The organism is Klebsiella sp. KTE92, from assembly GCF_000398905.1.
Classification (GTDB): domain Bacteria; phylum Pseudomonadota; class Gammaproteobacteria; order Enterobacterales; family Enterobacteriaceae; genus Klebsiella; species Klebsiella variicola.
In genome coordinates, this window is record NZ_KB976100.1 from 2627005 (window position 1) to 2650717 (window position 23713).

18 protein-coding genes and 3 pseudogenes are annotated in these 23713 nt (G+C 51.5%); 10 read left to right on the forward strand and 11 right to left on the reverse strand.

From position 1 onward, the window contains the following. Positions 1-24: 24 nt before the first annotated feature. Entirely contained in the window at positions 25-918 is an 894-nt protein-coding gene (locus A1WC_RS12995; RefSeq protein WP_012541726.1) for a transporter, read from the reverse strand. Positions 919-1327: 409 nt separating this feature from the next. On the opposite strand from A1WC_RS12995, the gene A1WC_RS12990 reads away from it, so the two are divergent. After that, positions 1328-2281 (forward strand): helix-turn-helix domain-containing protein, encoded by a 954-nt coding sequence (locus A1WC_RS12990; RefSeq protein ID WP_032730996.1) that lies wholly within the window; start codon positions 1328-1330, stop codon positions 2279-2281. On the opposite strand, the gene A1WC_RS12985 is transcribed toward A1WC_RS12990, so the two are convergent. The 4 genes from A1WC_RS12985 to A1WC_RS12970 all read right to left on the reverse strand — a co-directional run bounded on the left by A1WC_RS12985 (position 2217) and on the right by A1WC_RS12970 (position 8454). Further along, entirely contained in the window at positions 2217-5342 is a 3126-nt protein-coding gene (locus A1WC_RS12985; RefSeq protein ID WP_016161024.1) for an efflux RND transporter permease subunit, read from the reverse strand. The genes A1WC_RS12990 and A1WC_RS12985 overlap by 65 nt on opposite strands. Then, complete coding sequence (locus A1WC_RS12980) at positions 5339-6487, reverse strand: efflux RND transporter periplasmic adaptor subunit (RefSeq protein ID WP_016161025.1); 1149 nt, start codon at positions 6485-6487, stop codon at positions 5339-5341. The genes A1WC_RS12985 and A1WC_RS12980 overlap by 4 nt, the downstream gene beginning before the upstream one ends. 78 nt (positions 6488-6565) lie before the next feature. Next, complete coding sequence (locus tag A1WC_RS12975; RefSeq protein WP_016161026.1) at positions 6566-7762, reverse strand: sensor histidine kinase; 1197 nt, start codon at positions 7760-7762, stop codon at positions 6566-6568. Further along, on the reverse strand, positions 7759-8454 hold the full coding sequence (locus tag A1WC_RS12970; RefSeq protein WP_012968226.1) for a response regulator: 696 nt from the start codon (positions 8452-8454) through the stop codon (positions 7759-7761). The genes A1WC_RS12975 and A1WC_RS12970 overlap by 4 nt, the downstream gene beginning before the upstream one ends. A gap of 124 nt (positions 8455-8578) precedes the next feature. On the opposite strand from A1WC_RS12970, the gene A1WC_RS12965 reads away from it, so the two are divergent. Next, a complete protein-coding gene (locus A1WC_RS12965; RefSeq protein ID WP_012968225.1) occupies positions 8579-9364 on the forward strand; it encodes a MipA/OmpV family protein in 786 nt (261 codons plus the stop codon). Between the two features lie 188 nt (positions 9365-9552). Continuing rightward, positions 9553-11181: a sigma factor-like helix-turn-helix DNA-binding protein gene (locus A1WC_RS12960; RefSeq protein ID WP_016161027.1), complete on the forward strand. Its 1629-nt coding sequence runs from the start codon at positions 9553-9555 to the stop codon at positions 11179-11181. 280 nt (positions 11182-11461) lie between these two features. Here the strand turns inward: A1WC_RS12960 and A1WC_RS12955 are convergent, their stop codons facing one another. From A1WC_RS12955 to A1WC_RS12945, 3 genes are all read right to left on the reverse strand, one after another. Next, positions 11462-12670, reverse strand: coding sequence for an MFS transporter (locus A1WC_RS12955; RefSeq protein WP_016161028.1), 1209 nt, complete (start codon positions 12668-12670; stop codon positions 11462-11464). 142 nt (positions 12671-12812) lie between these two features. Then, positions 12813-13988, reverse strand: a complete 1176-nt coding sequence (locus tag A1WC_RS12950; RefSeq protein ID WP_228691825.1) for an NAD(P)-dependent alcohol dehydrogenase — start codon at positions 13986-13988, stop codon at positions 12813-12815. A 418-nt stretch (positions 13989-14406) separates the two neighbouring features. Continuing rightward, positions 14407-15564 (reverse strand): iron-containing alcohol dehydrogenase, encoded by a 1158-nt coding sequence (locus A1WC_RS12945; RefSeq protein ID WP_016161030.1) that lies wholly within the window; start codon positions 15562-15564, stop codon positions 14407-14409. Between the two features lie 185 nt (positions 15565-15749). Here A1WC_RS12945 and A1WC_RS12940 point away from each other — a divergent pair, with 185 nt between their 5' ends. Then, the gene (locus tag A1WC_RS12940; RefSeq protein WP_016161031.1) at positions 15750-16643 is read left to right on the forward strand and encodes a LysR family transcriptional regulator; all 894 of its coding nucleotides are present in this window, start codon (positions 15750-15752) and stop codon (positions 16641-16643) included. Between the two features lie 17 nt (positions 16644-16660). On the opposite strand, the gene A1WC_RS12935 is transcribed toward A1WC_RS12940, so the two are convergent. Further along, positions 16661-17575 carry an AraC family transcriptional regulator gene (locus A1WC_RS12935; RefSeq protein WP_016161032.1) on the reverse strand — a complete coding sequence of 305 codons (915 nt, stop codon included), beginning with the start codon at positions 17573-17575 and terminating at the stop codon, positions 16661-16663. A 264-nt stretch (positions 17576-17839) separates the two neighbouring features. Here A1WC_RS12935 and A1WC_RS12930 point away from each other — a divergent pair. Next, positions 17840-18847, forward strand: a pseudogene (locus A1WC_RS12930) (iron-containing alcohol dehydrogenase); the annotation flags it as partial. On the opposite strand, the pseudogene A1WC_RS28285 reads toward A1WC_RS12930, so the two are convergent. Continuing rightward, positions 18797-18979: pseudogene (locus A1WC_RS28285) on the reverse strand (hypothetical protein); the annotation flags it as partial. The pseudogenes A1WC_RS12930 and A1WC_RS28285 sit on opposite strands and share 51 nt — an antisense overlap. A 29-nt stretch (positions 18980-19008) precedes the next feature. Between A1WC_RS28285 and A1WC_RS12925 the strand changes: the two are divergent. From A1WC_RS12925 to A1WC_RS12910, 4 genes are all read left to right on the forward strand, one after another. Beyond that, on the forward strand, positions 19009-20106 hold the full coding sequence (locus A1WC_RS12925) for an alpha/beta hydrolase (protein ID WP_032691186.1): 1098 nt from the start codon (positions 19009-19011) through the stop codon (positions 20104-20106). Positions 20107-20212: 106 nt separating this feature from the next. Further along, positions 20213-20470 carry a hypothetical protein gene (locus A1WC_RS12920; RefSeq protein ID WP_016161035.1) on the forward strand — a complete coding sequence of 86 codons (258 nt, stop codon included), beginning with the start codon at positions 20213-20215 and terminating at the stop codon, positions 20468-20470. A 126-nt stretch (positions 20471-20596) separates the two neighbouring features. Beyond that, the gene (locus tag A1WC_RS12915; protein WP_016161036.1) at positions 20597-20968 is read left to right on the forward strand and encodes a DUF2255 family protein; all 372 of its coding nucleotides are present in this window, start codon (positions 20597-20599) and stop codon (positions 20966-20968) included. A gap of 82 nt (positions 20969-21050) precedes the next feature. Further along, positions 21051-21653: an NAD(P)H-dependent oxidoreductase gene (locus A1WC_RS12910; RefSeq protein WP_016161037.1), complete on the forward strand. Its 603-nt coding sequence runs from the start codon at positions 21051-21053 to the stop codon at positions 21651-21653. A gap of 16 nt (positions 21654-21669) precedes the next feature. Here A1WC_RS12910 and A1WC_RS27485 read toward each other — a convergent pair. Next, a pseudogene (locus tag A1WC_RS27485) lies at positions 21670-21834 on the reverse strand (IS3 family transposase); the annotation flags it as partial. A 462-nt stretch (positions 21835-22296) separates the two neighbouring features. Here A1WC_RS27485 and A1WC_RS12905 point away from each other — a divergent pair. Further along, the gene (locus A1WC_RS12905) at positions 22297-23700 is read left to right on the forward strand and encodes an ISNCY-like element ISKpn21 family transposase (RefSeq protein WP_001567368.1); all 1404 of its coding nucleotides are present in this window, start codon (positions 22297-22299) and stop codon (positions 23698-23700) included. Positions 23701-23713 lie beyond the last annotated feature (13 nt).

Below are 23713 nucleotides of genomic sequence, written 5' to 3' on the forward strand. Positions count from 1 at the left end.
GGGATGTCTCTGTGCCGATTCGCATCAGAACAGTTTCATCACGCGCAGGGTGGTATGTAGATCTTCCTTAAAACCGCCATCGACGTTGAGGTCGCGCTGGAGCAGACCCTGTACCTGCACCGTGGGGGTGACGAATTTCGATAATTCCAGCCTGACCTGATCGACGCGCGTCGCCTGTCCGTTCTCGATACCGTCAAGCTGCTGTTTGCCGCCCCAGTATTGGGAATAACCGGCGGCCAGGGTCCAGCTCTTATCGGCGGGCGGCGTCCAGGTCACCCAGCCCTGAAACTGATAGGTGTTGTCCTGCTTGAGTCGACCGGTGCCGATGCCCGAGGCGTCGTCGTTGACGCCATACCACATCACGTCCGTGGAAAGTTGGGTGGCGAAACCGTTACCCAGCTGCTGCACGCCGCCGAGCTGAAGGTCGAACTTCCAGCGATTTTCACCGACGTTTAGCGTGCGTCCGGCGTCGTAGGAGCCCGCGGGGAGGTACAGGTAAGGCACAATGGCAAAGGTTGTGCTGGGGTTGTTGACCAGCCAGACCGGCGCGGCAAGGATGGGATCGCCCAGGCCGCTGGCTGAATCAAGTCGAACGCCGTTTAGTGAGCCATTGTAAAGGCGTCCGTAAGGCAGCAGCACTTGCGGCGCAACCGTAAAGCCACCGACGTCCATGTAGTGAACGTAACGAAAGATGCTGACGAAGGAGTCGAGCCCGGTCTCTTGCTTAAGTTCACCGCCCCCGGTGGGGGTGAAGCTATCTCTCGTCGCGTAGGTGAAATATCCCAGAACGGCATCGGTGCCGGCGGGGGCGGGAATGAGGTCCTGCGAATTGAGATCGACCGCATGGGCCGGGCCGGTTGCCAGCCACAGTGTGCAGGCGGCCAGGCTGGTGCGAAACGTAGCGTTACTGAAAGTCATGACGTTCCCCCTCTTGTCTGATGTCGTGTTATGTCCGGAGCACGGTGTGGCCGGAAGACCTTACGCTTACTGATACTAGGGAGAAATTTGCGGCGTACTTGCTTCAGCAGGACAGTCGTTTGGCTGGAAGGGACATTCGGTTGCGGGCCTGCCCCTCGTCGTGTGATGGTCCGCCATAGTGCAGACGCCGCACGTTTAGGGTGCGGTTCCACGTTTTGTCGTTCCGCTATTCGACGCCCTATATGCCAGCAGAAAAGGGGGGGGCGCGGATTTTCAGTGATAGCTCCCGGTAACTTAGCGCCGATCGGCGTAACTGAAAGAGGGTGTATTAGCTCGTTGGCATGATAGTTGCTGTCTGCGGAAACGTTTCTGTCGTTTTGGCGGAATACCCGGCGCGAGGTGAATGATGATGAATAGCATGCAGTCTGCGGGCAGTCTCCACTATTCAACCGTTGGCGTTACCGAGTCGCGCCGCTTCGAGTACTGGAACGACGTAGTGTTACGCCACTGTATTCCAGCCGCCAGCGCCCCTCTGGCTGGGGTCGACTTTGATGCACGGCTGACGGTACGTGGAGTGGGTCTGGTGGATATGTGTTCACTGTCCGCGCCGCTACACAGCTGGGATCGCACGGCACGTTATTTGCGCCAGGGCCCCGACGACGATCTGTGGTTGGGGTATATGCAGGATGGATACGGTCAGCTTGAACAGGGGGGACGCAAGGCGACGCTGGCAGCGGACAGTCTGGTGCTCTACGATGCCGCCCAGACATTCCGCTTCAGTCTTGGCGGGCGCGATAATCATCTGGTGCGGATCCCCCGCCATTTGCTGAGCTGTCATTTACCTGGGGTCGAACACCTCACCGCGATGGTGCTCGACGACCGCCGCCCGGGCGTGATCCCATTGCGCGAAATGCTGCGTCAGGCGGCAGCGATGCCCGCCTGTCTGAACACAGCGGATATCTCTGGCCGCTTCTCCCAGACGTTGCTGGATCTACTGGTACTGAGCCTGGAGCTACAGGACCTGAACAACGTTGGTGTTGAGCGCGATCTGTATTCCCGGATGATGAACTACATCCGGCGGCAACTTGTCGATCCCGATTTGAACATCGAAAGCCTGGCACGGGCGCACCACGTTTCCGTTCGCACCGTCACGCGTGCTTTCGCCCGCCATAAAAAAACGCCGATGGCAGTGATTTGGCAGGAGAGGCTGCAGGCGAGCCGAGAGGCTATCGAACGCGGACGAGTCAGTAGCGTGTCCCAGGCGGCGCTGGATTTCGGCTTCTCTGATTTCTCTCATTTCAGCCATGCCTTCCGCAAAGCCTTCGGCATTTCTCCTCGTTCTCTGCTGCCGAAGAAGCAGTAAACTCGCCTGAGGACGTCATTCTCAGGTGTAACAACAGGCTAAACGATGCCGGTAAAACGGTCAGTGTAACCAGCGTGGCAACCAGTAGTCCCCCGATAATCGCATAGGCCATCGGTCCCCAGAATACCTGATGAGAGATGGGGATCATTCCCAGAATGGCGGCACAGGCAGTCAGGCAGATGGGGCGCGCACGATGCTCTGCGGCCGCAATAATAGCGGCATCGCTTGCCATTCCCTGAGCAAGATTGCTGTCAACCTCGCTAATCAGTATGACGGCGTTACGAATGATCATGCCAGCGAGCGCAATCACGCCAAGAAGAGCGACAAATCCCATTGGTGTTCCGCCAGGCAACATAGCCAGCACGATACCCGGTAAACCAAACGGGGCCATCAGTATAGCCAACGCCATACGGGAATAGTTGCGCAACTGGAGCATCAACAGCAAGAGCATGATGACCAGTGTCACCGGCAGAATCGCATAGACCGAACTATTACCTTTTTCAGACTCAGCAACCGCGCCCCCTTCTTCAATGCTGTAGCCTTCAGGCAGTTCCGCGCGCAACCTGTCTACCGCAGGTCGCAACGCTGCGGATACTGCTTCGGCGCGAAGTCCCGGGGCGAGGTCAGTTTGCACGGTGATGAAAGGCAAACGCTGTCGACGCCAGATAACCGGATCATCCACGCCCCAGACTGGCGTGGCAAAGGCGCTGAGGGGGATTTGTTTACCGTCATTCCCCTGAATAGTCAGCGAAGAGAAGGTGGCAAGGTTAAGACGCTCATTGTCCCTGGCCCGGAGCACCACATCGACAAGGCGGTCATTATCGCGAACCGACGTGACTATACTGCCGGACCAGACGGTATTGAGCATCCGGGCCAGACTTTCTGACGACACGCCCGCAGCCCGGGCTGCGGTCTGATTGACCTTGAGGGTAATGACTCTCTCCGGTTCGCCTGCCGTCTGATTAACCTCGCGAGAGGAGGGGGACCGGCCAATGACATCGCTCAGGCGGTTCGCGATCGACCTGACTTTCAGATAATCTGGCCCACTCACCCGGTATTTCACTGGCCAGCCGACGGGGGGCCCAAGTTCCAGGGGTGATACGCGCGTGATGATGTCGCTAAAGCCCGTAGCCAGTATCCTGTTTAACTGTCGATGAAGACGATCCCGCGCTTTAAGATCTTTAGCCACCACCACTATCTGGGCGATATTTTCATTTGCCAGAAGCACATCCATAGGCAGGTAAAAACGGATCGCTCCCGACCCAACGTATGTCGAAAAGCGCTCAACGTTGCGGTTGCCTGCCAGGGCCTTCTCCAGCTTTTCAGCCGTATTTTGTGTTTCCGACTGCGAGGCATTTGCCGGTAGCGTCAGGCTTACCAGCAATTCTGGCCTGTCGGAGGCGGGGAAAAACTCCCCCTGCATAAAGGTTGTTCCGTAAACGGACAGACCAAGCGCAATGAGAGCAAGACACACGGTGGCGAAGCGGTGACGCAACGCCTTGCGCAGTAGCCACTGGTATCCGCGGGCCATCCGTCCAGGACCTTTCGCCTTCTGTCTGATGTTGTCAGATAACAGCCACGTCCCGGTTAACGGTGAAAACAGGATCGCGACAACCCATGAGCACAGCAGGGCGATGAGCACCACGGCAAACAGGGAAAAGCAATATTCACCGGCGCTGGACGCAGCAAATCCCACGGGAATAAACCCGGCAATCATCACAAGGGTGCCCGTCAGCATCGGAAATGCGGTCGTTTTAAAAGCCCGGGTCGCCGCCTGCCGGCGGGAATCCCCGGCTTCCAGACCAGAGACCATGGTTTCCACGGTGATCATGGCGTCATCGACCAGCAGACCCAGCGCGATAATCAATGCGCCGAGAGAAATACGCTGCAGACCTATTCCTGCCAGCATCATTCCCGTAAAGGTCATGGCCAGAACCAGTGGGATGGCCGCAGCCACTACCAGTCCGGCTCGTAAACCCAGAGAGACAAACGAAACGGCCAGGACGATCGCCACGGCTTCGATAAGCACCCGGATAAACCCGCTTACGGCGTCGCTGACCACCGCTGATTGATCGGCAACCTTGACCATCTCAATACCGTGCGGCAGCGTGACGCTGATGGCCTGCATTTTTGCATTCAGCGCGGCGCCGAAACGCAGCATATTACCGGTCGGCGCCATCGAGATAGCCAGCCCGATGGCGGGTTTGCCGTTGACCCGGTAAACCGGCTGGGGAGGCTCGGCGTTTTCCCGACTAACGGTGGCAATATCCGTCAGAGGAAGGTAACGATCGTTAATATGCAGCGTGACGGCACGTAAGCTCGCTTCAGAAGTCAGTTCCCCGCTGACCTTTATCGCCATATTTTCCTGTCCGGTGCGGATCATACCTGCCGGGACAACCGCATTTTGTGCTCTGAGGGCATCCGCTACCTGCTGGATGTTCAACCCCATACCTGCCAGACGCGCTGGAGAAAAAGAGAGGACTATCTGTTCCTGCTGCTCACCCAGCAGGCTGGTTTTTCCGATATCCGGTAACGACATGAGCTCCCGGCGGATTGTCTCAACACGGTCCCGGACCTCCCGCAGGGTATAGCCCTCAGGTATAAAGCCATAGATCGTACCGTACGTGTCATCAAACTCGTCGTCGACGGCGGGGCCCTGAACGCCTTCTGGCAAAGAGGGGGCAATATCCTGCATTTTCTTACGTACCTGATACCAGATATCCGGCACCTTTTGCGGCGGGGTATCGTCACGAAGATTGACATGAATAACGGAGCTCCCGGCGCGGGTCTCACTTTCGAGATAATCAAGCCAGGGGGTTTCCTGCAGCTTTTTTTCCAGCGTATCGGTCAGCAGTCGGGTGGTATCCGTTACGGATGCCCCGGGCCATTGCGCAGAAACAACGGCCGTTTTAATCGTAAACGCCGGATCTTCGTTACGTGGCAGGTTCTCATAACAGAACGCGCCCATAGCAATGATCAGCAGCATGAAGAAACTGACCATCTGCTGATGATTTAGCGCCCAGGAGGACAGGTTAAATTTCTCATGCAATACGGGTTTCATGATTCGCACTCCCCGGCAATCACCGGCTCGCCGGAGCGTAATTTACTCACGCCGGCGGTAATCACCCGGTCGCCTGGGTCAAGGCCGCCGGAGATAATGACCGAGGTGGCGGTATAGTATGCTGGCACCACCACGCGAAGCTGCGCTTGCGACTGTGGGTTAATCACATAAACCGCCGGTTTGTCGTCGACGCGGCTCAGCGCTGAAGCGGGAAGGGCGTATCCATGCGGACCCGTTGCGGGTAACGTGACGGTGACGCTGGCGCCCAGCGCCATTGCCAGCGGTGGGTTTTGCAGGGTAGCCCTGACGCGCCATGTGCGGGTCTGAGGATCGGCCTGCGGGCTAATATCTCTTACCGCGGCGGACGCTTGCACCGACGGGTCGCTGAGGAGGGAAACTCGCAAGCCAGCCTGTTCCTGTGGCGGGATCGCCTCGGGTTTAGCGATATCAAACACCACATCGCGGGCTTCACCGGTCGCCAGCGTCAATACCGACTGACCACCATTGACCACCTGACCCGCAGAGGCGCTTACTTCGGTGATCACGCCGCTTCGCGGCGCAATCAGACGCGTCCAGCCAAGGCTTTCCCGGGCATTACGCAACGCGGACTCGCTGTTTTTTAAACGCGCGCGGGCGACAAGCCAGTCTGCGCGGGCGGTATCGAGCTGCGTGCGGGCAATCGCGCCTGTTGGCATAAGCTTTTGCATTCGGTTGACGTTAAGTGCAGCAACCTGAGCAGAGGCTTTGGCTCCTTCATAATCAGCCTGTGCGCCATCGAGCTGATTCTGACTGGTTGTATTTTCAAGCGTGGCCAGCAGTTGCCCTGCATTGACCCGATCGCCAATATCGACGCTACGCGTCACTATCCGGCCGCCGGTACGAAAGCTCAGAATCGTTTCATCGTGCGCATGGATCTCTCCGGTTCTTTCCAGCGCGGGAAGGGTTTGCGCTGAGCCAACAACAACGTAGCGCACCGTTCGCACAGGATCAGTCGTATTACCCTGGTTGTCCCCGCATCCGGGCAGCAGAAAAATCACTACCGAAAGAATGGTCAGGGGGAGAAAGTGCAGCCAGGAAAGGGTGCGCGCCACGTCGTACAAATGGTGCAGACTGTGGCGGAGGGAGAGTAAAAATTCATCTGACATAACGCCGCTCCATAAAGGTGATGGCGTTATTAAATGCGCGCTTAGTCGAGAAAGATTCGACGTTTCGTCAAGGTATTATCAAGAGCCGCTATTTTCCATCTCAGACGACGTCCAGGGTAACAAAAGGGTGACTGCGACTCCGCCGGTTTCAGGTAACGACGCGCTGATACTGCCACCATGGGCCTGACAAATCGCGCGAGCGATCGACAAACCGAGACCGCTGCCGCCGGAGTGGCGGGCACGCGACTGCTCCTCCCGGCTAAAACGGTTGAACATTTCCGGCAGGAACTGGGAGGATACCCCCGGACCGTCATCGCGAAATTCGAGGCAATATTGCCCGCTGGCGTAGTGCAGCGTGACATCAAGATAACCGCCATCACGCCCGTAACGGAGGGCATTTTCCATAAGAATGGTGAAAACCTGGCCCATACGGAACGTATCGCCTTTGAAGGGACACGCCTGAGAATGATGAAGCCTGATTGTAAAACGATGTGCATCAGCCTGGGGCATGATCCATGTCGCCCGTTCTTTAAGCAGCTCATCCAGACGAAAGGGTTCGTTTTCCAGCACCAAATTCCCGGCATCAGACAGCGAGAGCAGATGAAGTTCATCGGTCAGGCGATTCAGGTGCTGAAGCTGTTTCATTACCATTGCCAGTTGTTCCGGGCTGGCATCAAACACACCATCCAGCATGCCCTGCAAACGTCCGATAGCGGCAGTCAGGGGGGAGCGAAGCTCATGCGCCATGGCCACATGAGAGGTACGTAACTCTTTTTCATAGCGGGCCAGTTTTCCCGTCATGGCATTAAAGTCACTGGCAAAGCTGACCATTTCAGCCGGCGCATTCCTGATGAGCTCAGCCTGGCGGCCAAATTGCCCTTCGGCGACGTCCTTTGCCGCATCACGCAGTCGGCTGAATTGCAGCGCCAGTGGCCTGGCGTATCGCAATCCCATCACCACAATAAAAGGGATCATGACCAGGACCAGTAACGCCACGGTGACCCAGTCCGCCGAGGCGATGGATGGGGTTGAATAACTCAACCCCCACCAGGTATCGACGATTTGATGGAAGCGCGCCGGGTTCGCCTGCGGGTTCTGGCTGAGCGCAAGAAACTCTTGTCGGACCGATGCCGGCATTCTGCCTATGTTCCAGTAATTCTGCACCGCATAACGTAGCCACATACAGGTCGCAATGACAATTACGCTTCCGATGGCCAGCGCTAATATACGTGCGCAAATCCAGCGCCACAGGGAGGAGTAGCGGGTTTTTGTCATGGTTGTCTGAACCTGTAGCCTACGCCGCGAACGTTAACCAGCACGCCGGAAATACCCGCCGCCTCGAGTTTTTTACGCAGGTTATAAATATGGGTATCCACCACGCGCTCCAGGGCTTCACTTTCCGGCAAACAGTGCTCAAGTAAATGCTGGCGGGAAAAAGGACGTGAAGGAGAGCGCATAAGCGTGGTCAGTAGTGAAAATTCGGTTGGGGTCAGATCCAACGTGCGCGGTGTGGTGTCCCCGTCGACAATGCTCGCCACGATGGCCGTAACATTCACTTCAAGCGATTGCCAGCGAAGGATCTCTTCCTTTGTTTCTGTTTGATTGCTGCGGCGCAGTACCGCCTGCACCCGAGCCACAACTTCTCCCGGATGGTAAGGCTTAACAACATAATCATCAGCGCCATAGCGCAAGGCGCCAATACGATCGGGTGTATCTCCCATGGCGGTGACCATGATCACCGGAACATCATTTTTACGGCGCAGGCCAGCCAGGACTTCGGTGCCGTTAAGCCCCGGAAGCATCACATCCAGCAGGATCAGATCGGGTTTCCACCGGTGCGCCATATCCAGCCCGGAAAGACCGTCTCCGGTAATGACGACATCGTAATTTTCACGGCGTAAATAGGCTTCGAGCACGCCAGCCGCATCGGCGTCATCTTCAATAATCAGCACTCTTCTGGACAACATCCATTCACCTTGACCGTTTCTTAACACTATCCCGACGATTCATTGATTTTGCCAAATCATACTGCGCCAACATTTTGTGGCGGCTCCTGCCTCAGGAGAAGCCGGCGTCTGTGAGGAGAACAGTATGATAGCGATAAAAAAAGCCCTGTATATGACCGTACCGCTTTTGACGGCCATGACATCCTGCGTACAAGCAAATGATGACACTTCCTCCGGCACCTTCACCATTGGGCTGGGAGGCCACTACACTCCGCGATATTCAGGTTCAGACAAGCAGGTATGGCAGGTGGTTCCTGTACTTCAGGGGCGTAACGGCGCATTTTTTATTGATACGCAGAAAGGGGTGGGATATGACCTGCAGAACGCCAGCGGCTGGTACTTCGAACATACGCTGGGATACGATCTGGGAAGGGCGGATAAAAACGCCAGCTGGCGGGCAGGGGCAAATAATCTGAAAGGGATGGGAGACATTGACGCCTCCCTGAACACGGCCCTTGCCGTCGGCTGGCAGGCGCTTTCGTGGCTCAGTGTTGAAGGTAAAGCGACGCTGCCTTTAACGGACAGCCAGGGGGTAAGCTACCAGGCATCCTTGACGTTGCTCCCTGTACAAACTGACCATGACACGGTCGCCTTTCAGACGGCGGCCCTGTTTGGCGACAACCGTTACCTGAATACCTGGTATGGGGTGGATCCGCAGCAGAGCCAGCGCTCAGGTTATAGCCGCTATTCAGCACCGGGGGGATTTTATGGCATAGACAACAGTCTGACCTGGAGTCACCAGTTTGATGCCCACTGGGGCACGCTCCTGAGCGCTGACTATACCTGGCTTGGGGAGCATGCAAATGAGAGCCCGATCGTGTTACGACGTAACGAGGCGGCACTGACAGCAGCTGTCATCTGGACATTTTAGGGCGGAGAAAGCGCGGCGTGCGGTTTGCCGGGAAAGGTTAACATTGAGTGAGTCGGCATTGTTTGGCAGATACGGAACCAGAAGCAAGACATGATGTTAACGGCGCCGGAAGGCCGGGTGCGGTCCGCGTGTCCTTGTTGGTGGCTTAACCGCAACATGTTAATGTAACTTTTATATTCACAGAGGATATGAAGTTTTTTACCAGACAGAGTAGGAATGCACTGTCGGGACAAATAGCATTTCTGGGAGCAATCTTGCTTAAAACTGCATCTGAATTTGAAGAGTCCAAACGCTTGCCGGCCCGGCATGGTGCGCCCTGGGAGTACCAAGAGTTTCTTGAACTTGTCAACGGAATTAAATGTGGGCTCACTACGACTCAACTTGCAACGTTCCATCAGCGCACCCCTGGTAGCATCACCGCAGCAGCAATGCGTTTGATCCCATCACCTGACAAACCGGAAAACCATATTCACGCGGTTGACGTACTTTTCCGCTACATGCGTGAGAAGGAAGACGTCGATCCTCATTCACTGGTTCTAGCCATTTGTCCGGCACCTGCTATCCGTAAGAATGCAATTTCTGCCCGAAACTTAACATTGCAACCAGCACCTGATGGCCAGCAATTTGTAAATGTAGCCGGCAACTTACAAGTGCCAAATAAAGAGCGTGGGCTTAATGTTTACACAGAGTTTCTGGCCGATAACGCCACTGATGCTGATGTACTGATGCTCGTCAGTGCAGCCGTGGCAAATATACCCAAAGAGCGTGATCGATACGCACTTGAAATGCGCCTAGGTGTAGATGATCAGCCACACACACTGGCTGAAATTGGAGAGGAAATGGGCGTTTCCCGGGAGAGAGTACGTCAAATTCAGGAACGTGGATTTAGGCGTTTAGCTGCTCGCGCACGTTATGAGGGCACATATGGCTCAGCACTGAAAAAACTGATCGAGCCAGCTTCTGCCTCCTCCGATGAACTGGCACTATGGCTGTTTAATACAGTTCGTTTTGACTTCGTCATTCCACTTAGGCTGGCTGCGAAGTTCATTCTTCGTACCGCCGGCTTTACCGTTCAGAAAGTAACTGAAGTAGTGGCATTATTGCCCGCTATAGAGCGGTCATACAAGGCGCAATTGCGTAAGCAGAACCGCAACCGTGCAGTGATGGAAAGAACCGAATCTGTCATTACCGGTTGGTTGAATGACAGTGAATGGCCAGAGACCATCGCTCCGCCACCGTCCATTGGGCAGCTTTCAAACCAGCGTCTGGTCAACGATTCAGACATCGCCGGTGATTTCTACTCTGAGAAACTCGATCGTATGGTGCAATACGAATCCGGACTCGAGCTTGAAGTATTGACGTTACTGGAACGTAGTGAGCTGATCACCTATTACCAAGAACAGCCAGCTGTAATTCCCTATACCTTCAGGGGCAGAAACCGCCTTTACTACCCGGATCTGTTTGTTGCTACGGCAGACGGCCGTGGATTGCTTATAGAGATAAAACCGACAGACAGAATGGCTTTAAGCATCAACCGGGTCAAATCAAATGCAGGGCGAGCATGGGCGCACGCCCGTGGATGGGGTTGGTTAGTCATGAGCCTTCGACATACGTTTCGCCAGGTCGAGGATTATCAAATTCCTGCCTCTATTGTTGCGTTGCTTAATAAAGAACTAAAAGAGCATGGTGTTATTACCTGGAGCAATCTTATCGATTTACGCACACGGTACGGTCTGAGGCGATTCGATATTACTGCCTATGTAATTCAATCAGAAGCCGAATTTGACGAGACTTATAGTATGAAGCCAAAAAGCTAATCTTGTGCTACCACATCTCTAGCTAAGGGGATACAGCAGCGGCATAGAGGTTTCCGTGTCCATCAGGATCCATTGCCGTTTGCAGCCAGATATAACCAACTAGTTTACTGAATTCACGACATTTACCACTCAATTACCATGGACATGAATAGAATGTACTCTGTACCTAATGCAAGATCTCAAATCAATCCAAGATCACTTCATGAACTGCTTAATTTGGGCAATGCCGGATGGTGCCAGACATCTTGAAAAGCCCCCTTTAAGGAGGCTAAGCGACGATTCATACAGGTACTGTTCTTAGCTTTGAGGTCCACAGAGTCAATATCGCTGAGAAAATAAGTATTCCTGCACTCAACGCAAATGTACTTTGAAAACCAAACTGATCAAACAAAATCCCGCCCACTGTAGACCCCAGTGCGATTGAAAACTGAACTGTTGCTACCATAAGACCGCCCCCTGATTCTGTATCTGACGCAGTGGCACTGGCAACCCAGCTCCACCATCCTACCGGTGCAGCTGTTGATAACACGCCCCAAAGTCCCAACAAAACACAGACGGTAGGAATATTGTTACCCATAGGGATCAGGATGACAGCGACTGAAGCCATGACAAGTGGTATCCCAACCAGTGTCTGATAAAGGCGATTTTTGATCACAAAACCAATCGCTGTCGTTCCGGCAAGTCCAGCTACCCCAATCAGTAACAATATTAGCGTTACTGCATCAGAATTAACTTTCGTGACATTCTCCAGAAACGGTCGGATGTAGGTAAACAGAGTAAACTGCCCCATGAAAAAGATACCGGCGGCACACATACCAACCGCGACATTCTTTTTTCGTAAAAGCGAGGTAACAGATGACCCGGTTTTACCAGATTTGCCGGGCTCCATAGAAGGAAGGCTTATCCATTGCCATACAAACGTAATTATTGCGACAGGTACTAAACACAGAAAAGCTCCACGCCAGCTTATGGCAGCCGTAAGATAACTTCCAAGTGGGGCTGCCACTACGGTTGCCAGGGCGTTTCCTCCATTGAACACGGCCAGGGCACGCGGTACCTTACTAATGTGCACCAGTCTTACTGCTGTAGCGACTGACATTGACCAGAATCCTCGAATGACAACACCAATCATAGCTCTCCCCAGCATATAGATAAGATAATTAGGGGCGAGTGCGACTAACACGGCAGATAATCCCATCAGAGCTGTCAACGCCAGTAAAAGAAACTTTCTGTTCAGTGTTCCGGCTAGTCTGCGTATGCTAAGACTTGTAAATACGGCAAAAACACCTGAGATTGTCATTCCCTGACCAGCTGTACCTTCCGTTATCCCTAAATCATGGGCAAGTGGAGTTAACAGACTGACAGGCATGAACTCTGAAGCGATCAGAGCAAACACGCAGAGTGAAATAGCGAATACACCATTCCAGTTAGAATTATCTGAAGTATCATTCAAAGATGTTTGTTCTATTTTTGAATGCTTTTTTGTCATCGTCAGTACCTTTAAAACGGGCATTGGAAAAAACGGGGCCACCGGCCCCAAAAAGAGGGTTAAAATTAAAAAGAGAGGATTAATATGAACATCACAACGTCAGTGGACTTATGAATCTGGAAAGTGTTACATATTCCTGATATCACATCGTCGACGCATCTATAACATAGCGATATCGGGCTTTCTTATTAAACACGTTATCCCATGCTTCATTAATTTGCTCTGCCTTGATTATCTGGATGGTGGGTAATATTTTATTTTCAGAACAGTAATTTACAACTTCCTGAGTTTCTTTCATGCCGCCAATCATTGACGCATTGAAATTAACTCTTGATGCTGCAAGACCAAGCGCATTGAGTGTAATCTGAAAACCTTCTGGCATGCCGATCTGTGTGAAAGTTCCGTATGGCTTCACAACTGATGCGTAGGCTGCGACGTCGAACTGATAAGGGATCGTGGAAATCATATAATCCAGACTTCCCTGATAAGCCTTCAATTTGTCAGAACTATCGACCACAATTACTTCTTTGGCCCCGAAGGAAAGAATATCGTCAACTTTCGATGGCGTAGTTGTGAATGCATATACCTCCGCTCCTTTAGACACGGCAAGCTTTATGGCCATATGGCCCAGACCACCAATTCCGGCCACTCCAACTTTCATTCCCTTGACGATACCAGCCTTCATGAGCGGTGAATAAGTGGTAATGCCTGCACAAAGCAGGGGTGCAGCTTCCTGGAAGGTAATGTTTTCAGGAATATGAACAGCAAAATGATCGCGCACCACGATGTTTGTGGAATACCCTCCCTGTGAAATTCCCGTGGGAGAATCGCTTTCAGGGAAACCATAAGTGAAGACAGTAGCTGGACTGTATTGCTCCGTGTTCTCAAGCTGCATCAGCTCTGAGTCTGGAAGAGTGCTGTTGACCATACATCCAACGCCTGCTCGATCACCGATCTTGAACCGGGTGACATTCTTTCCAACCGCCGCCACAATGCCTACGATTTCATGCCCTGGAACCTGAGGATATTTTTGGACCCCCCAGTGTCCTTTCATCTGATGGATATCAGAGTGGCAAATACTTGCATATTTAGTCTCAATCAAAATATCGTTGTCACCAACTGCTCGGCGTTCAAAGGACCAGGGCGAGAGTTTTCCGGAAGTGTCAAACGCTGCATAACCGCGAGTTCTCACTCTGGAACCATTTACATCAGCGGCAAGTGAACCAATTGGACTGCTCAGCAACACACTGGCTCCTATGACAACCCCAGAACGAACAACAAATTCGCGACGAGTCAGATTTTTTTCTTCATCCATCATTACACTCCTGCTCATATTTTTGACCGGGTTTGCTTTCCGCTTCTGAAAGGAAGCCGAATGTATGCTAATAATGGTTAATCCCGGCAAGTTAAATTTTCCTGGAGGCCAGGAAAACGCCAGCGTACTTTCAGATAAATTCATCTGTTAAGTGAGCAGATAACAATTTACAGGCTTGAGGTAACATAAAATACACAAATACTTCAAATTACTTGCCTGATCCTCTGAGGATTGCATTGGTAGATCAAGTCTGTGGTGCGGTGACAATGAAGGTACAGTCTTTCGCTAATACGATGATGAGTCGGGCATCCGACTCTACTTCTTTTCTCAATGCAGATAATAAATTGATTATTATGATATTGCGGTATTCCAGCTCACCACCGTCATAGATTTAGCCTGCGAAAATCGCAGGCTATACTTATTAAAGCGCCATCTTCAATAAGGCCTCAGCCTCTCTGGCCGTAATTTTTCCATGCTCACCCAAGGCAATGTGACCATGTTCTTTTAACTTACGAATAACTTCTGCAATGGCTTCATCCCCTAAATCATAATCAGAGAGTCTGGTTTTAACCCCCAGTTGTTCAAAAAAAGCGACCGTGGCATTGATAGCCTCATCGGCCATTTTTTCGGTATCAGATGCGGGAATATTCCAGACCCGAGCACCGTACTGAGCCAGCTTCTCAGATTTTTCATTTTTGCAGTAGCGCCACAGGGCAGGCATCACAATCGCCAGAGTGCGGGCGTGGTCAATGCCATACAAGGCTGTAATTTCCTGACCAATTAAGTGAGAAGCCCAGTCTGTCGGTACACCGGCACTTAACATCCCATTCAGGGCCATTGTAGCCGCCCACATGATATTCGCTCTGGCGTCGTAGTCTTGAGGATTTTTAAGGGCTGTCGGGCCTTCTTCTTTCAGCGTATTGAGCAATCCTTCCGCCAGGCGGTCCTGCACCTTCGCGTTTACCGGGTAAGTGATATATTGTTCAAGTATATGGACAAAGGCATCCACAACCCCGTTTGCGGTTTGCCGCTCAGGCAGCGTGTAGGTAATTTCCGGTTCAAGCACGGAGAACTGCGGCATAACGCACGGAGATGCAAAAAAGAGTTTATCCTGCGTGGTGGCACGATTAATCACAGCCGTGTTATTCATCTCGGACCCCGTCGCTGCAAGCGTCAGTACGCATCCAAAAGGCAAAGCCTGTTTCACTACGCTGCCATAGCTGGTGATAATTTCCCACGGATCATTTTCATAAAGAGCGGCCGCGGCGATGAATTTTGTACCATCGATGACTGAACCACCGCCAACGGCCAGGAGAAAATCAATTTTTTCCGCTTTGACAATCTCGACCGCTTTCATCAGGGTTTCGTAATGTGGATTGGGTTCAACCCCACCAAATTCAAAAACAAGGGTGTTTTTAAGGGATCCTTTTACGCGTTGCAGAATGCCGTGTTTTATTACGCTGCCTCCGCCATAGACGATCATGACCTTTTTATCCTGCGGGACTTCCTGCGCAAGTGCAGGGATTTGGTCATGCCCAAACAGAATTTTTACCGGGTTGTGATAGATGAAATCTTGCATAACTGTTACCTCAGGATCAGAGCCACAAACGCGTTATCAGTGTGATGACACGCTCACTATTGATGATGTGAAGGTAACATTTGATATAAAATTTATTAATCAGCATTTATTTCACTTACTTGTGAAAAATATTTGATAATTAATCATTGGCTGGTACGCTGGCTTCTCCCTTGGAGGAGGTGAGTGTGGATGAACTGAAAGTTTTTTTAAGCGTGGCCAGACTCAAGAGCTTTACTAAAGCGGCAGCAGAGATCGGTGTGACGCCCTCAGCTGTCAGCCATACAGTAAAATCCCTGGAAGAAAGGCTTGGGATCAGGTTGCTGGCCAGAACCACCCGCAGTATCTCCACCACAGAAGCGGGTGAAAGGCTGATCAACGAAATTGGCCCCTTGATGGAGCAGGTTGATGACGCAATAAGTCGGCTGAGTGAGCTTCGTGAAAAGCCCACTGGCATCATTCGCCTTACGGGTTCAGATGATGTTATCCAGTACCTGATCCGCCCGGTGCTGCCTGACTTCCTGAGCCGCTACCCTGACATTCAGATTGAAATCGGAATTGATTATGGATTTACCGACATCGTTGATCAGCGTTTTGATGCGGGGATCCGCCCCGGAGATGCGCTGAATAATGATATGATTGCCGTTAAAATCAGCCAGGACTGGCGGCAATTGATTGTTGCAGCACCGGATTATTTTCAACGTTATGGCAAGCCTAAAAAACCGCAGGATCTTTTGAACCACAACTGCATCAACGTCCGGTATTCCGACACGAGTGGTTTGTATGCCTGGGAATTCGAGAAGGAAGACCAGAAGTTCAGCCTGAAGGTGAAGGGGCAATATATTGCGAACAGCACGGTACATCAGCTTGATGCCGCTCTTGATGGCCTGGGCGTAGCCTGCCTTCCAGAATATGTTGCGGATGAATATATCAGAAACGGCAGGTTGATGGCGGTCCTGACCGAGTGGTGCCCCTGGTTTGAGGGCTACCACATCTTTTATCCTCACCGCCGACAGGATTCTCCCGCCTTTATGGCTTTCCTGCAAGTTTTGCGCAACCGGTACAATAACAGGATAAGGTAAAATACATGACGATAATACTAAAGCTTACCAGCTGACTTTCTCAGCACGGTTATATCCCTCTTGGGTGATTCCCCGAACATCCGCGTATATTCCCTGCTGAAATGGGACAGGCTTTCGTAACCGACAGCATAGGCTGCTGTGGTGACATCGTAATGTTCATTCAGCATCAGTCGCCTGGCTTCATTGAGGCGCAGCCATTTCTGATACCGTAGCGGGCTCATTCCCGCAAGCTGCCTGAAGTGTTGGTGGAAAGAGGGTGTGCTCATTTGCACCCGACTTGCCAGTTCTTCTACGCGTAAAGGTGATGCAATATTGGTCTTTAACCAGTCAATAGCTTTACCGATACGGTAGCCATGGCCGTCTACTGCTGCAATCTGTCTGAGATGATCGGACTGATCGCTCATCAAAAGCCGGTAATGTATCTCCCTTTGAATCAGCGGCCCGAGAACAGGAATGGCTTCAGGCTCGTCAAGCAAAGAAAGCAGACGGCAGAAAGGCTCCAGCAAAACATCAGTAATAGTTCCTATACCGACACCCGTTCCCGCGTCTCGTTTTTTAACCGGCGGCAGGCTTCCCTGTGCAATTAATTCCATCAGTACGCGCTGGTCAAGTTTATAGGCTACGCCCACGCAGGGACGGGATGTCGAAGCCTGTAATACTTCCGAGCTGGCAGGCAGGTCAAGAGAGGTGATCAGGAATTTTTCCGCATTGTATTCGTAAGGTTCACCACCAACCCACATGATCTTCGCGCCATCGGCCACCAGAACGATACTGGGAGGGACCAGGCAGCTTACCGGAGGAGCGGGTTCGTTTCGGCGGAACAATTCGAGACCTTCTACGGCTGTAGGGAAATCACCGGTGCCGGGTGTGCGCTGAGCTATATCGACCGAAAGTTCACCCAGTAGTTTTTCAACCGACTTGTCAGAAATCATTCTGTAATGCCTCACATTTGTTACGTTTTTTGACGTTAACAACTTAGCAGCTATGAAAATTGAAATACACGCTTTGAGATCAGGTTCAGAGGATCAGGCAAATAATGCAGAGTATTTTAATAACACCTTTCATTAAAGACACTCAAAATAACAACACTGAAATGAGGCAGTGTCCTGTAAGTCAGGGTTCACCGCGAGCAAATTTAAACCGTTCAGGTTAAAGCCATTTTTAACTGCCAGACAGGTTATCCGGAGGAGAAATACGTGAAAGAGTTTACTTTCTACAACCCAACCCGAATCGAATTCGGTTCCGGAAAAGAGAATACTATCGGTGCACACATTGCCAGTGCTGGCGCACGTAAAGTCCTGCTGTGCTACGGAAGCGAACGTATTAAACGAGAAGGCCTGTTCGCTACGGTCAGTCAGAATCTTGCCGATAACAGCATCGAGTATATAGAACTTGGCGGTATCGTAAGTAACCCGGTGATATCCAAAGTCCGTGAAGGGGTGGAACTGGCGAAACACCATAACGTGGACGCTATCCTGAGCGTTGGCGGCGGCTCCGTACTTGACAGTGCTAAGGCTATTGCGGCCGGTGCACATTATAAAGGTGACGTCTGGGATTTATTCGCTGGTAAAGGCGAGCTTTCCTCTGCTTTACCTTTGTTTGCCATTCTGACCCTGGCCGCAACGGGAAGCGAAATGAACCCGTATGCCGTTGTCACCAATGAAGAAACACATGAAAAATTATCGATCGGTAACGACTACACGCGTCCGGTGGTATCCGTACTGAGTCCGGCACTGATGGCGGGCGTCTCCCGCGATTACCTGGTCTATTCTGCCGCTGATATCATTTCACACCTTATCGAAGTGTACTTCACCGCAACCGTTCAGCCTGCAATTCAGTCGCGTCTGGTTGAAGCACTCCTAAATACGGTAATTGAAACCACACAAACGCTCATCGCCAGTCCGGATGATGAAGCTGCGCGTGGGGAATTTGCCTGGGCTGCAACCCTTGCTCAAAACGGTTTGATCCTGTCAGGCTGTGCCGGATTCAGTTATCCGAATCATGCAATCGAGCACTCTTTATCCGCACTTTTCAACGTTCCGCATGGGGCAGGGTTGTCCGTTGTTATGCCCGCCTGGATGAAATGGTACAAAAACCGAAATACACCGCAGTTTGAGCGTTTCGCAAAATATGTGTTCGGACTCAGTTCGGCAGATGACGGCATCGCAGCACTTGAGAAGTGGTTCGAAGAAATTGGTACGCCAACACGTCTTGAACAGCTGAACATCAGGGAAGCAGATCTGCCCGCTATCGTTGAGAACGTCCAGATCAATGTCAAAGCGTTTGGTATTGCCAGTGATTACCCGCCGGAAGTTGTAACTGAAATACTCATGCATGCTGTCTGAAACATATCCCTCAATATCCAATGAAAGGTTTTAATATCATGACGCTAAAATCTTCAACGCGCTTTTTTAATGGCGCACTCCTTGCCGGGGCGATGGCTCTGATTTCAACAGAAGCTGCGGTCGCCCAGCCTGCACCAGGCACAGCAGATTCTTCAGTCCGTCTGGTTCAGACGTGGGATAAAACTTTCCCAAGGAGCGAAAAAGTGGATCATCAAAAAGTTACTTTTAAGAACCGTTACGGCATTACGCTGGCCGCTGATGTATATCTTCCTAAAGATCGCGGGAACAAGAAGCTTGCTGCGCTTGTGATTTCCGGGCCATTTGGCGCGGTAAAAGAGCAGGCTTCAGGTCTTTATGCTCAGACCCTGGCAGAGCGCGGATTCGTGACGCTGGCATTTGATCCGTCTTATACCGGTGAAAGCAGTGGTGAACCCCGCAATATTGCTTCACCTGATATCAATACCGAAGACTTTATGGCCGCAGTCGATTTCATTGGACTGCAACCTTATGTGGATCGTGAACGTATCGGTGTCATCGGTATCTGCGGCATGGGTGGGATTGCCCTGAACGCTGTCGCCGTGGATAAACGCGTAAAAGCGGTCGTTGCCAGCACCATGTATGATATGAGCCGCGTGATGTCGAAAGGATACAATGACAGCGTAACGCCGGAGCAACGCGAGCAGGCGCTGGAGAAGATGAGCCTCCAGCGCTGGGAAGATGCGGCAAACGGTAAACCTGCATACCAGCCAGCCTATAATAAACTGAAGGGCGGTGAAGCACAGTTCCTCGTGGACTATGCGGACTATTACATGACCAAACGCGGCTATCATCCCCGAGCCGTCAACTCTGGTAACTCATGGTCTGTGACAACGCCGATGGCCTTCATGAATTTCCCGCTCATGACCTATATTAAGGAAATTTCTCCGCGCCCGATCCTGTTCATCCATGGTGAAAAAGCGCATTCGCTTTACTTCTCCAAAACGGCTTATGAAGCTGCAAATCAACCAAAAGAGCTTCTGATTGTTAAAGATGCCACACATGTCGATTTATATGATCGTATGGATAAGATCCCATTCGATAACATCACTGCATTTTTCAACAAAAATCTTAATAAGTAAGCCATAGCATCGTCCGGTGTTTTCAGATGCAGTGTCTGTGCGACAAACGACAGACACTGCTCTCTTAGCATGGGGTGTTGGGTATTCCCCCTATAGAGCGTGCCGAATGGATACTAAACAAACGTTTTCACTTAGCTATGATGACCTGACCGGCGAATGCGTGAAGATGATAAAAGAACTTCAGACAAACGCAGACAGTCTTGATGGTATTGGATTTGCGCTCGAACAGGCAAAAATACAGGCAGTGCTGGTACTCTGGAGTCGACTGGCAACCGCAGGAAAGGCATGCCAACTCAGTTTTATTATGGACCGCCAATATATTATTCAGTTGATAGCCGGTAATACCGTCGCTGAGATGCATTAATCCTAATTCAAATAACAGCCACTCTGCTGTTACTGGTGAAGCAGGCTCTAATTTCTCATGCAACATTAATTTATCGAGTTAATGGTGCAAGAGAAAAAAACAGCCGATATGAAAAAGGAGAGGTTTATGTTCTGGAACTCTGAAGTATTAACAAGAATAGATGCGGCCGATGACCTTAAAATCGCTCCGTATCATCCCGATATGAATACGACCGGTACGCCGACATGGATTTGGGAAGTGAAGGTGGATAACCGACTTTTCGTCCGAGCCTATAGTGGTACCCGTTCAAAATGGTATCAGGCTGCATTGTCCCAGCAGGCGGGTAAGATACTGGCTATTGGACAGGAGTTCGACGTCCTGTTCGCAAAACCATCAGACCCTGAGCTTGAAAGTAAAATAGATCAGGCTTACCAGAAAAAGTACTCCGGCAGCAGCTATGTTTCCGCAATGACAGGGACACGCGCCAGAGCGGCCACGATTGAGATTTTACCTTCGTGATTTCCTGTCAAAGTGATACTGCGTGTTCTGTGAGGCAAGATCTGCCTGTTTAACTTTAATTTCCCTGAAACTGGAGGCAAGTATGAAACCACTCTTTCCAGGCCTGCCTGTTAAAATGCTGGCGCTTTTTCTGCTGGTCTTAGTGATCCCCTTAAAAGCTGCCATCAGTAAAGAGAAAAGCCATATAAGGACGCTTGTAATCGTTTCTCATCCGTATCCGGAGCGGTCCGTTATGATTAAAGGGCTACAGCAGGCGGCTGAGAGCGTAGATGGAGTCACTGTTCGTAACCTTGAAACGCTCTATGGTTTCGATACGCGCAAGATAAACGGTGATGAGGAGAGGCGTATCACACGCCAGAATGACAGGATAGTGTTTATCTTTCCCACTCACTGGTTCAATATCACCGCAATGATGAAAGCGTATATGAATGACACATGGGGTAGCGTTGGCCCGGATTTATGGAAGGGTAAGGAAATGCTTATTGTTACTACTGCTGCCGGTGATGACTCAACATACGGAAAAAATGGCAGAACAGGTACCGAGCTTGCCGATGTTTTCACCCCCATGAAAGCCAGTGCATTACATGCGGGAATGACATGGCTCCCGCCACTTGTTTTTCAGGGGGTGAGAACCAGCCAGCTGCCTGAATACCAGCGCCAGCTGATTGAACGCCTGACAAAGTAGAAATCCGCCTTCACAGAAGGCGGCTCTTATACTGGCGACTGGTATAGTGGCTGTCTTTGACGCTATGGAGCAACACTCCTGTTGGCTTACCCCGAAGCTCCCAGGCCATCTGCAACGCTTTGACAGTGAGTGCTGAGCCCGGCGACGTCGACATGGCCCAGCACACAGGTTTACGGGCGAACTATGTGAATCATTTGTAGGGGAGGGCATATGTACTCCCGATGCAAAGCGCCCATGCTCGCTCAGCGGAGAACTGAACCTCTATAAGGAAATGAGCGTGTTGAACAAGAAAGTCCTTTCCCTGATACAGGATGTGGCCGGTTGCAACCATATGTCTCCTGCAGAGGCGGTAGAGTGGCTCGACACGCATTTACTGATCAGATAGTTAATAAAACGGCAGACCGCATGTACATGATTTATATTCGTATTGCGCTTGCTAATTACTGCAAATCCGAGTTTAGCCAACACAAGCAATGTCCAAAGTCACCGGTTAGGAGCAACGCTCAAAACATGATTTAACATAATATACATTATGCGCACTCATATTGTAATGGCTCAATAGTAATGTCCGCCTGTGGCTCAATTCAGATGTCCGCGCTATGGTAAGCTTCACTGGTCCGTTTAAACTACCGGGAGGCATATCATGAGCGCAGAAAGCTCAGGAGTGTTTACTTTGAAAGAGATCAACCGGATCAAGATTATACAGGACGTCATTGAACGTCGCATCACAACGCGCCGTGCGGCCGAGCACCTCGGTATCAGCGACAGGCAATGCCGCAGACTTCTTGCCCGTTACCGTGAAGGCGGACCGCTTGGTATGGCCAGCAGACGATGTGGCATGCGTGGTAACCGCCAGTTGCCACCCGGGCTCGCAGATCAGGCTCTGGAACTGATCAAGACGCGTTATGCTGATTTCGGTCCGACTCTGGCGCGTGAAAAGCTCGAAGAACTCCACGGACTGTTTCTTGGCAAAGAAACTGTCCGGCGCATCATGGTGCGGGCTGGCTTATGGGTTCCCCGTAAACAACGTGCCGCAAGGATCCCTCAACCACGGTACCGGCGTCCGTGTACTGGTGAGCTGATACAAATAGATGGCTGTGATCACGACTGGTTTGAAGGCCGTGGCCCGGCCTGCACCGCGCTGGTCTATGTTGATGATGCAACCAGCAAACTGATGGAACTGTTGTTTGTTAAATCGGAGTCCACGTTTTCTTACTTCGAAGCCACGCGGCGCTATATCGATAAGCATGGTAAACCGCTGGCACTGTACAGCGATAAAGCCGGTGTTTTTCGTGTTAACAATAAACACGCCACAGGCGGAGACGGGCATACTCAGTTTGGGCGAGCCATGCATGAACTGAACATCCAGACTATCTGTGCAGAAACCAGTCCCGCCAAAGGGCGTGTAGAACGAGCTCACCTCACTTTACAGGATCGTCTGGTCAAAGAGCTGCGGTTACAGGGCATTTGTTCAATGGAGGCTGCAAATGACTTCGCTGAGGCCTATATGGCTGACTATAACCGCCGTTTTGGCAAAGTACCGCGACATGATTTTGACGTACACCGTGCTGTAGAACATGATGAGGACCTGGGGCTTATTTTCACTGTTCGTGAAAAACGTAAAGTCTCAAAATCGTTGACGATACAATATGATAAAATGTTGTACCTGATTGAAGACAGCGAACTGAGTCGCCGTGCAATAGGTAAATATATCGATGTGTATCACTATCCTGATGGCAGAAAAGAGCTGCGCCTGAACGGTACGCTACTTCCCTACTCTACCTACGACCGACTGTCAGAAATCGACCAGGGCGCGATTGTCGATAACAAGCGTCTTGGCCGAACCCTGGAGTTTATCAGTCTGGTGCAGAGCAAGCGGGATAACACGCGCTCTCAGTCAATTCCCGCTGGAGATGGCCCTTCCCGACGACGGCCAAAGCAGGAAGGGAAGAAATCCCAGCGCTCACTGGATAATGATGACATGCTCGAAGCACTCAAACAGCTTCAGTCACGTTCAGAGGACATTTTTGGTAAAAGAGCCCGCTGATGGTACTCACTGG

What these genes read in the sequence shown, in the direction of transcription:
- A1WC_RS12995 (WP_012541726.1), bottom strand. Translation starts at nt 918, where the DNA reads ATGACTTTCAGTAACGCTACGTTTCGCACCAGCCTGGCCGCCTGCACA.
- A1WC_RS12990 (WP_032730996.1), top strand. Translation starts at nt 1,328, where the DNA reads ATGAATAGCATGCAGTCTGCGGGCAGTCTCCACTATTCAACCGTTGGC.
- A1WC_RS12985 (WP_016161024.1), bottom strand. Translation starts at nt 5,342, where the DNA reads ATGAAACCCGTATTGCATGAGAAATTTAACCTGTCCTCCTGGGCGCTA.
- A1WC_RS12980 (WP_016161025.1), bottom strand. Translation starts at nt 6,487, where the DNA reads ATGTCAGATGAATTTTTACTCTCCCTCCGCCACAGTCTGCACCATTTG.
- A1WC_RS12975 (WP_016161026.1), bottom strand. Translation starts at nt 7,762, where the DNA reads ATGACAAAAACCCGCTACTCCTCCCTGTGGCGCTGGATTTGCGCACGT.
- A1WC_RS12970 (WP_012968226.1), bottom strand. Translation starts at nt 8,454, where the DNA reads ATGTTGTCCAGAAGAGTGCTGATTATTGAAGATGACGCCGATGCGGCT.
- A1WC_RS12965 (WP_012968225.1), top strand. Translation starts at nt 8,579, where the DNA reads ATGATAGCGATAAAAAAAGCCCTGTATATGACCGTACCGCTTTTGACG.
- A1WC_RS12960 (WP_016161027.1), top strand. Translation starts at nt 9,553, where the DNA reads ATGAAGTTTTTTACCAGACAGAGTAGGAATGCACTGTCGGGACAAATA.
- A1WC_RS12955 (WP_016161028.1), bottom strand. Translation starts at nt 12,670, where the DNA reads ATGACAAAAAAGCATTCAAAAATAGAACAAACATCTTTGAATGATACT.
- A1WC_RS12950 (WP_228691825.1), bottom strand. Translation starts at nt 13,988, where the DNA reads ATGATGGATGAAGAAAAAAATCTGACTCGTCGCGAATTTGTTGTTCGT.
- A1WC_RS12945 (WP_016161030.1), bottom strand. Translation starts at nt 15,564, where the DNA reads ATGCAAGATTTCATCTATCACAACCCGGTAAAAATTCTGTTTGGGCAT.
- A1WC_RS12935 (WP_016161032.1), bottom strand. Translation starts at nt 17,575, where the DNA reads ATGATTTCTGACAAGTCGGTTGAAAAACTACTGGGTGAACTTTCGGTC.
- A1WC_RS12925 (WP_032691186.1), top strand. Translation starts at nt 19,009, where the DNA reads ATGAAAGGTTTTAATATCATGACGCTAAAATCTTCAACGCGCTTTTTT.
- A1WC_RS12920 (WP_016161035.1), top strand. Translation starts at nt 20,213, where the DNA reads ATGGATACTAAACAAACGTTTTCACTTAGCTATGATGACCTGACCGGC.
- A1WC_RS12915 (WP_016161036.1), top strand. Translation starts at nt 20,597, where the DNA reads ATGTTCTGGAACTCTGAAGTATTAACAAGAATAGATGCGGCCGATGAC.
- A1WC_RS12910 (WP_016161037.1), top strand. Translation starts at nt 21,051, where the DNA reads ATGAAACCACTCTTTCCAGGCCTGCCTGTTAAAATGCTGGCGCTTTTT.
- A1WC_RS12905 (WP_001567368.1), top strand. Translation starts at nt 22,297, where the DNA reads ATGAGCGCAGAAAGCTCAGGAGTGTTTACTTTGAAAGAGATCAACCGG.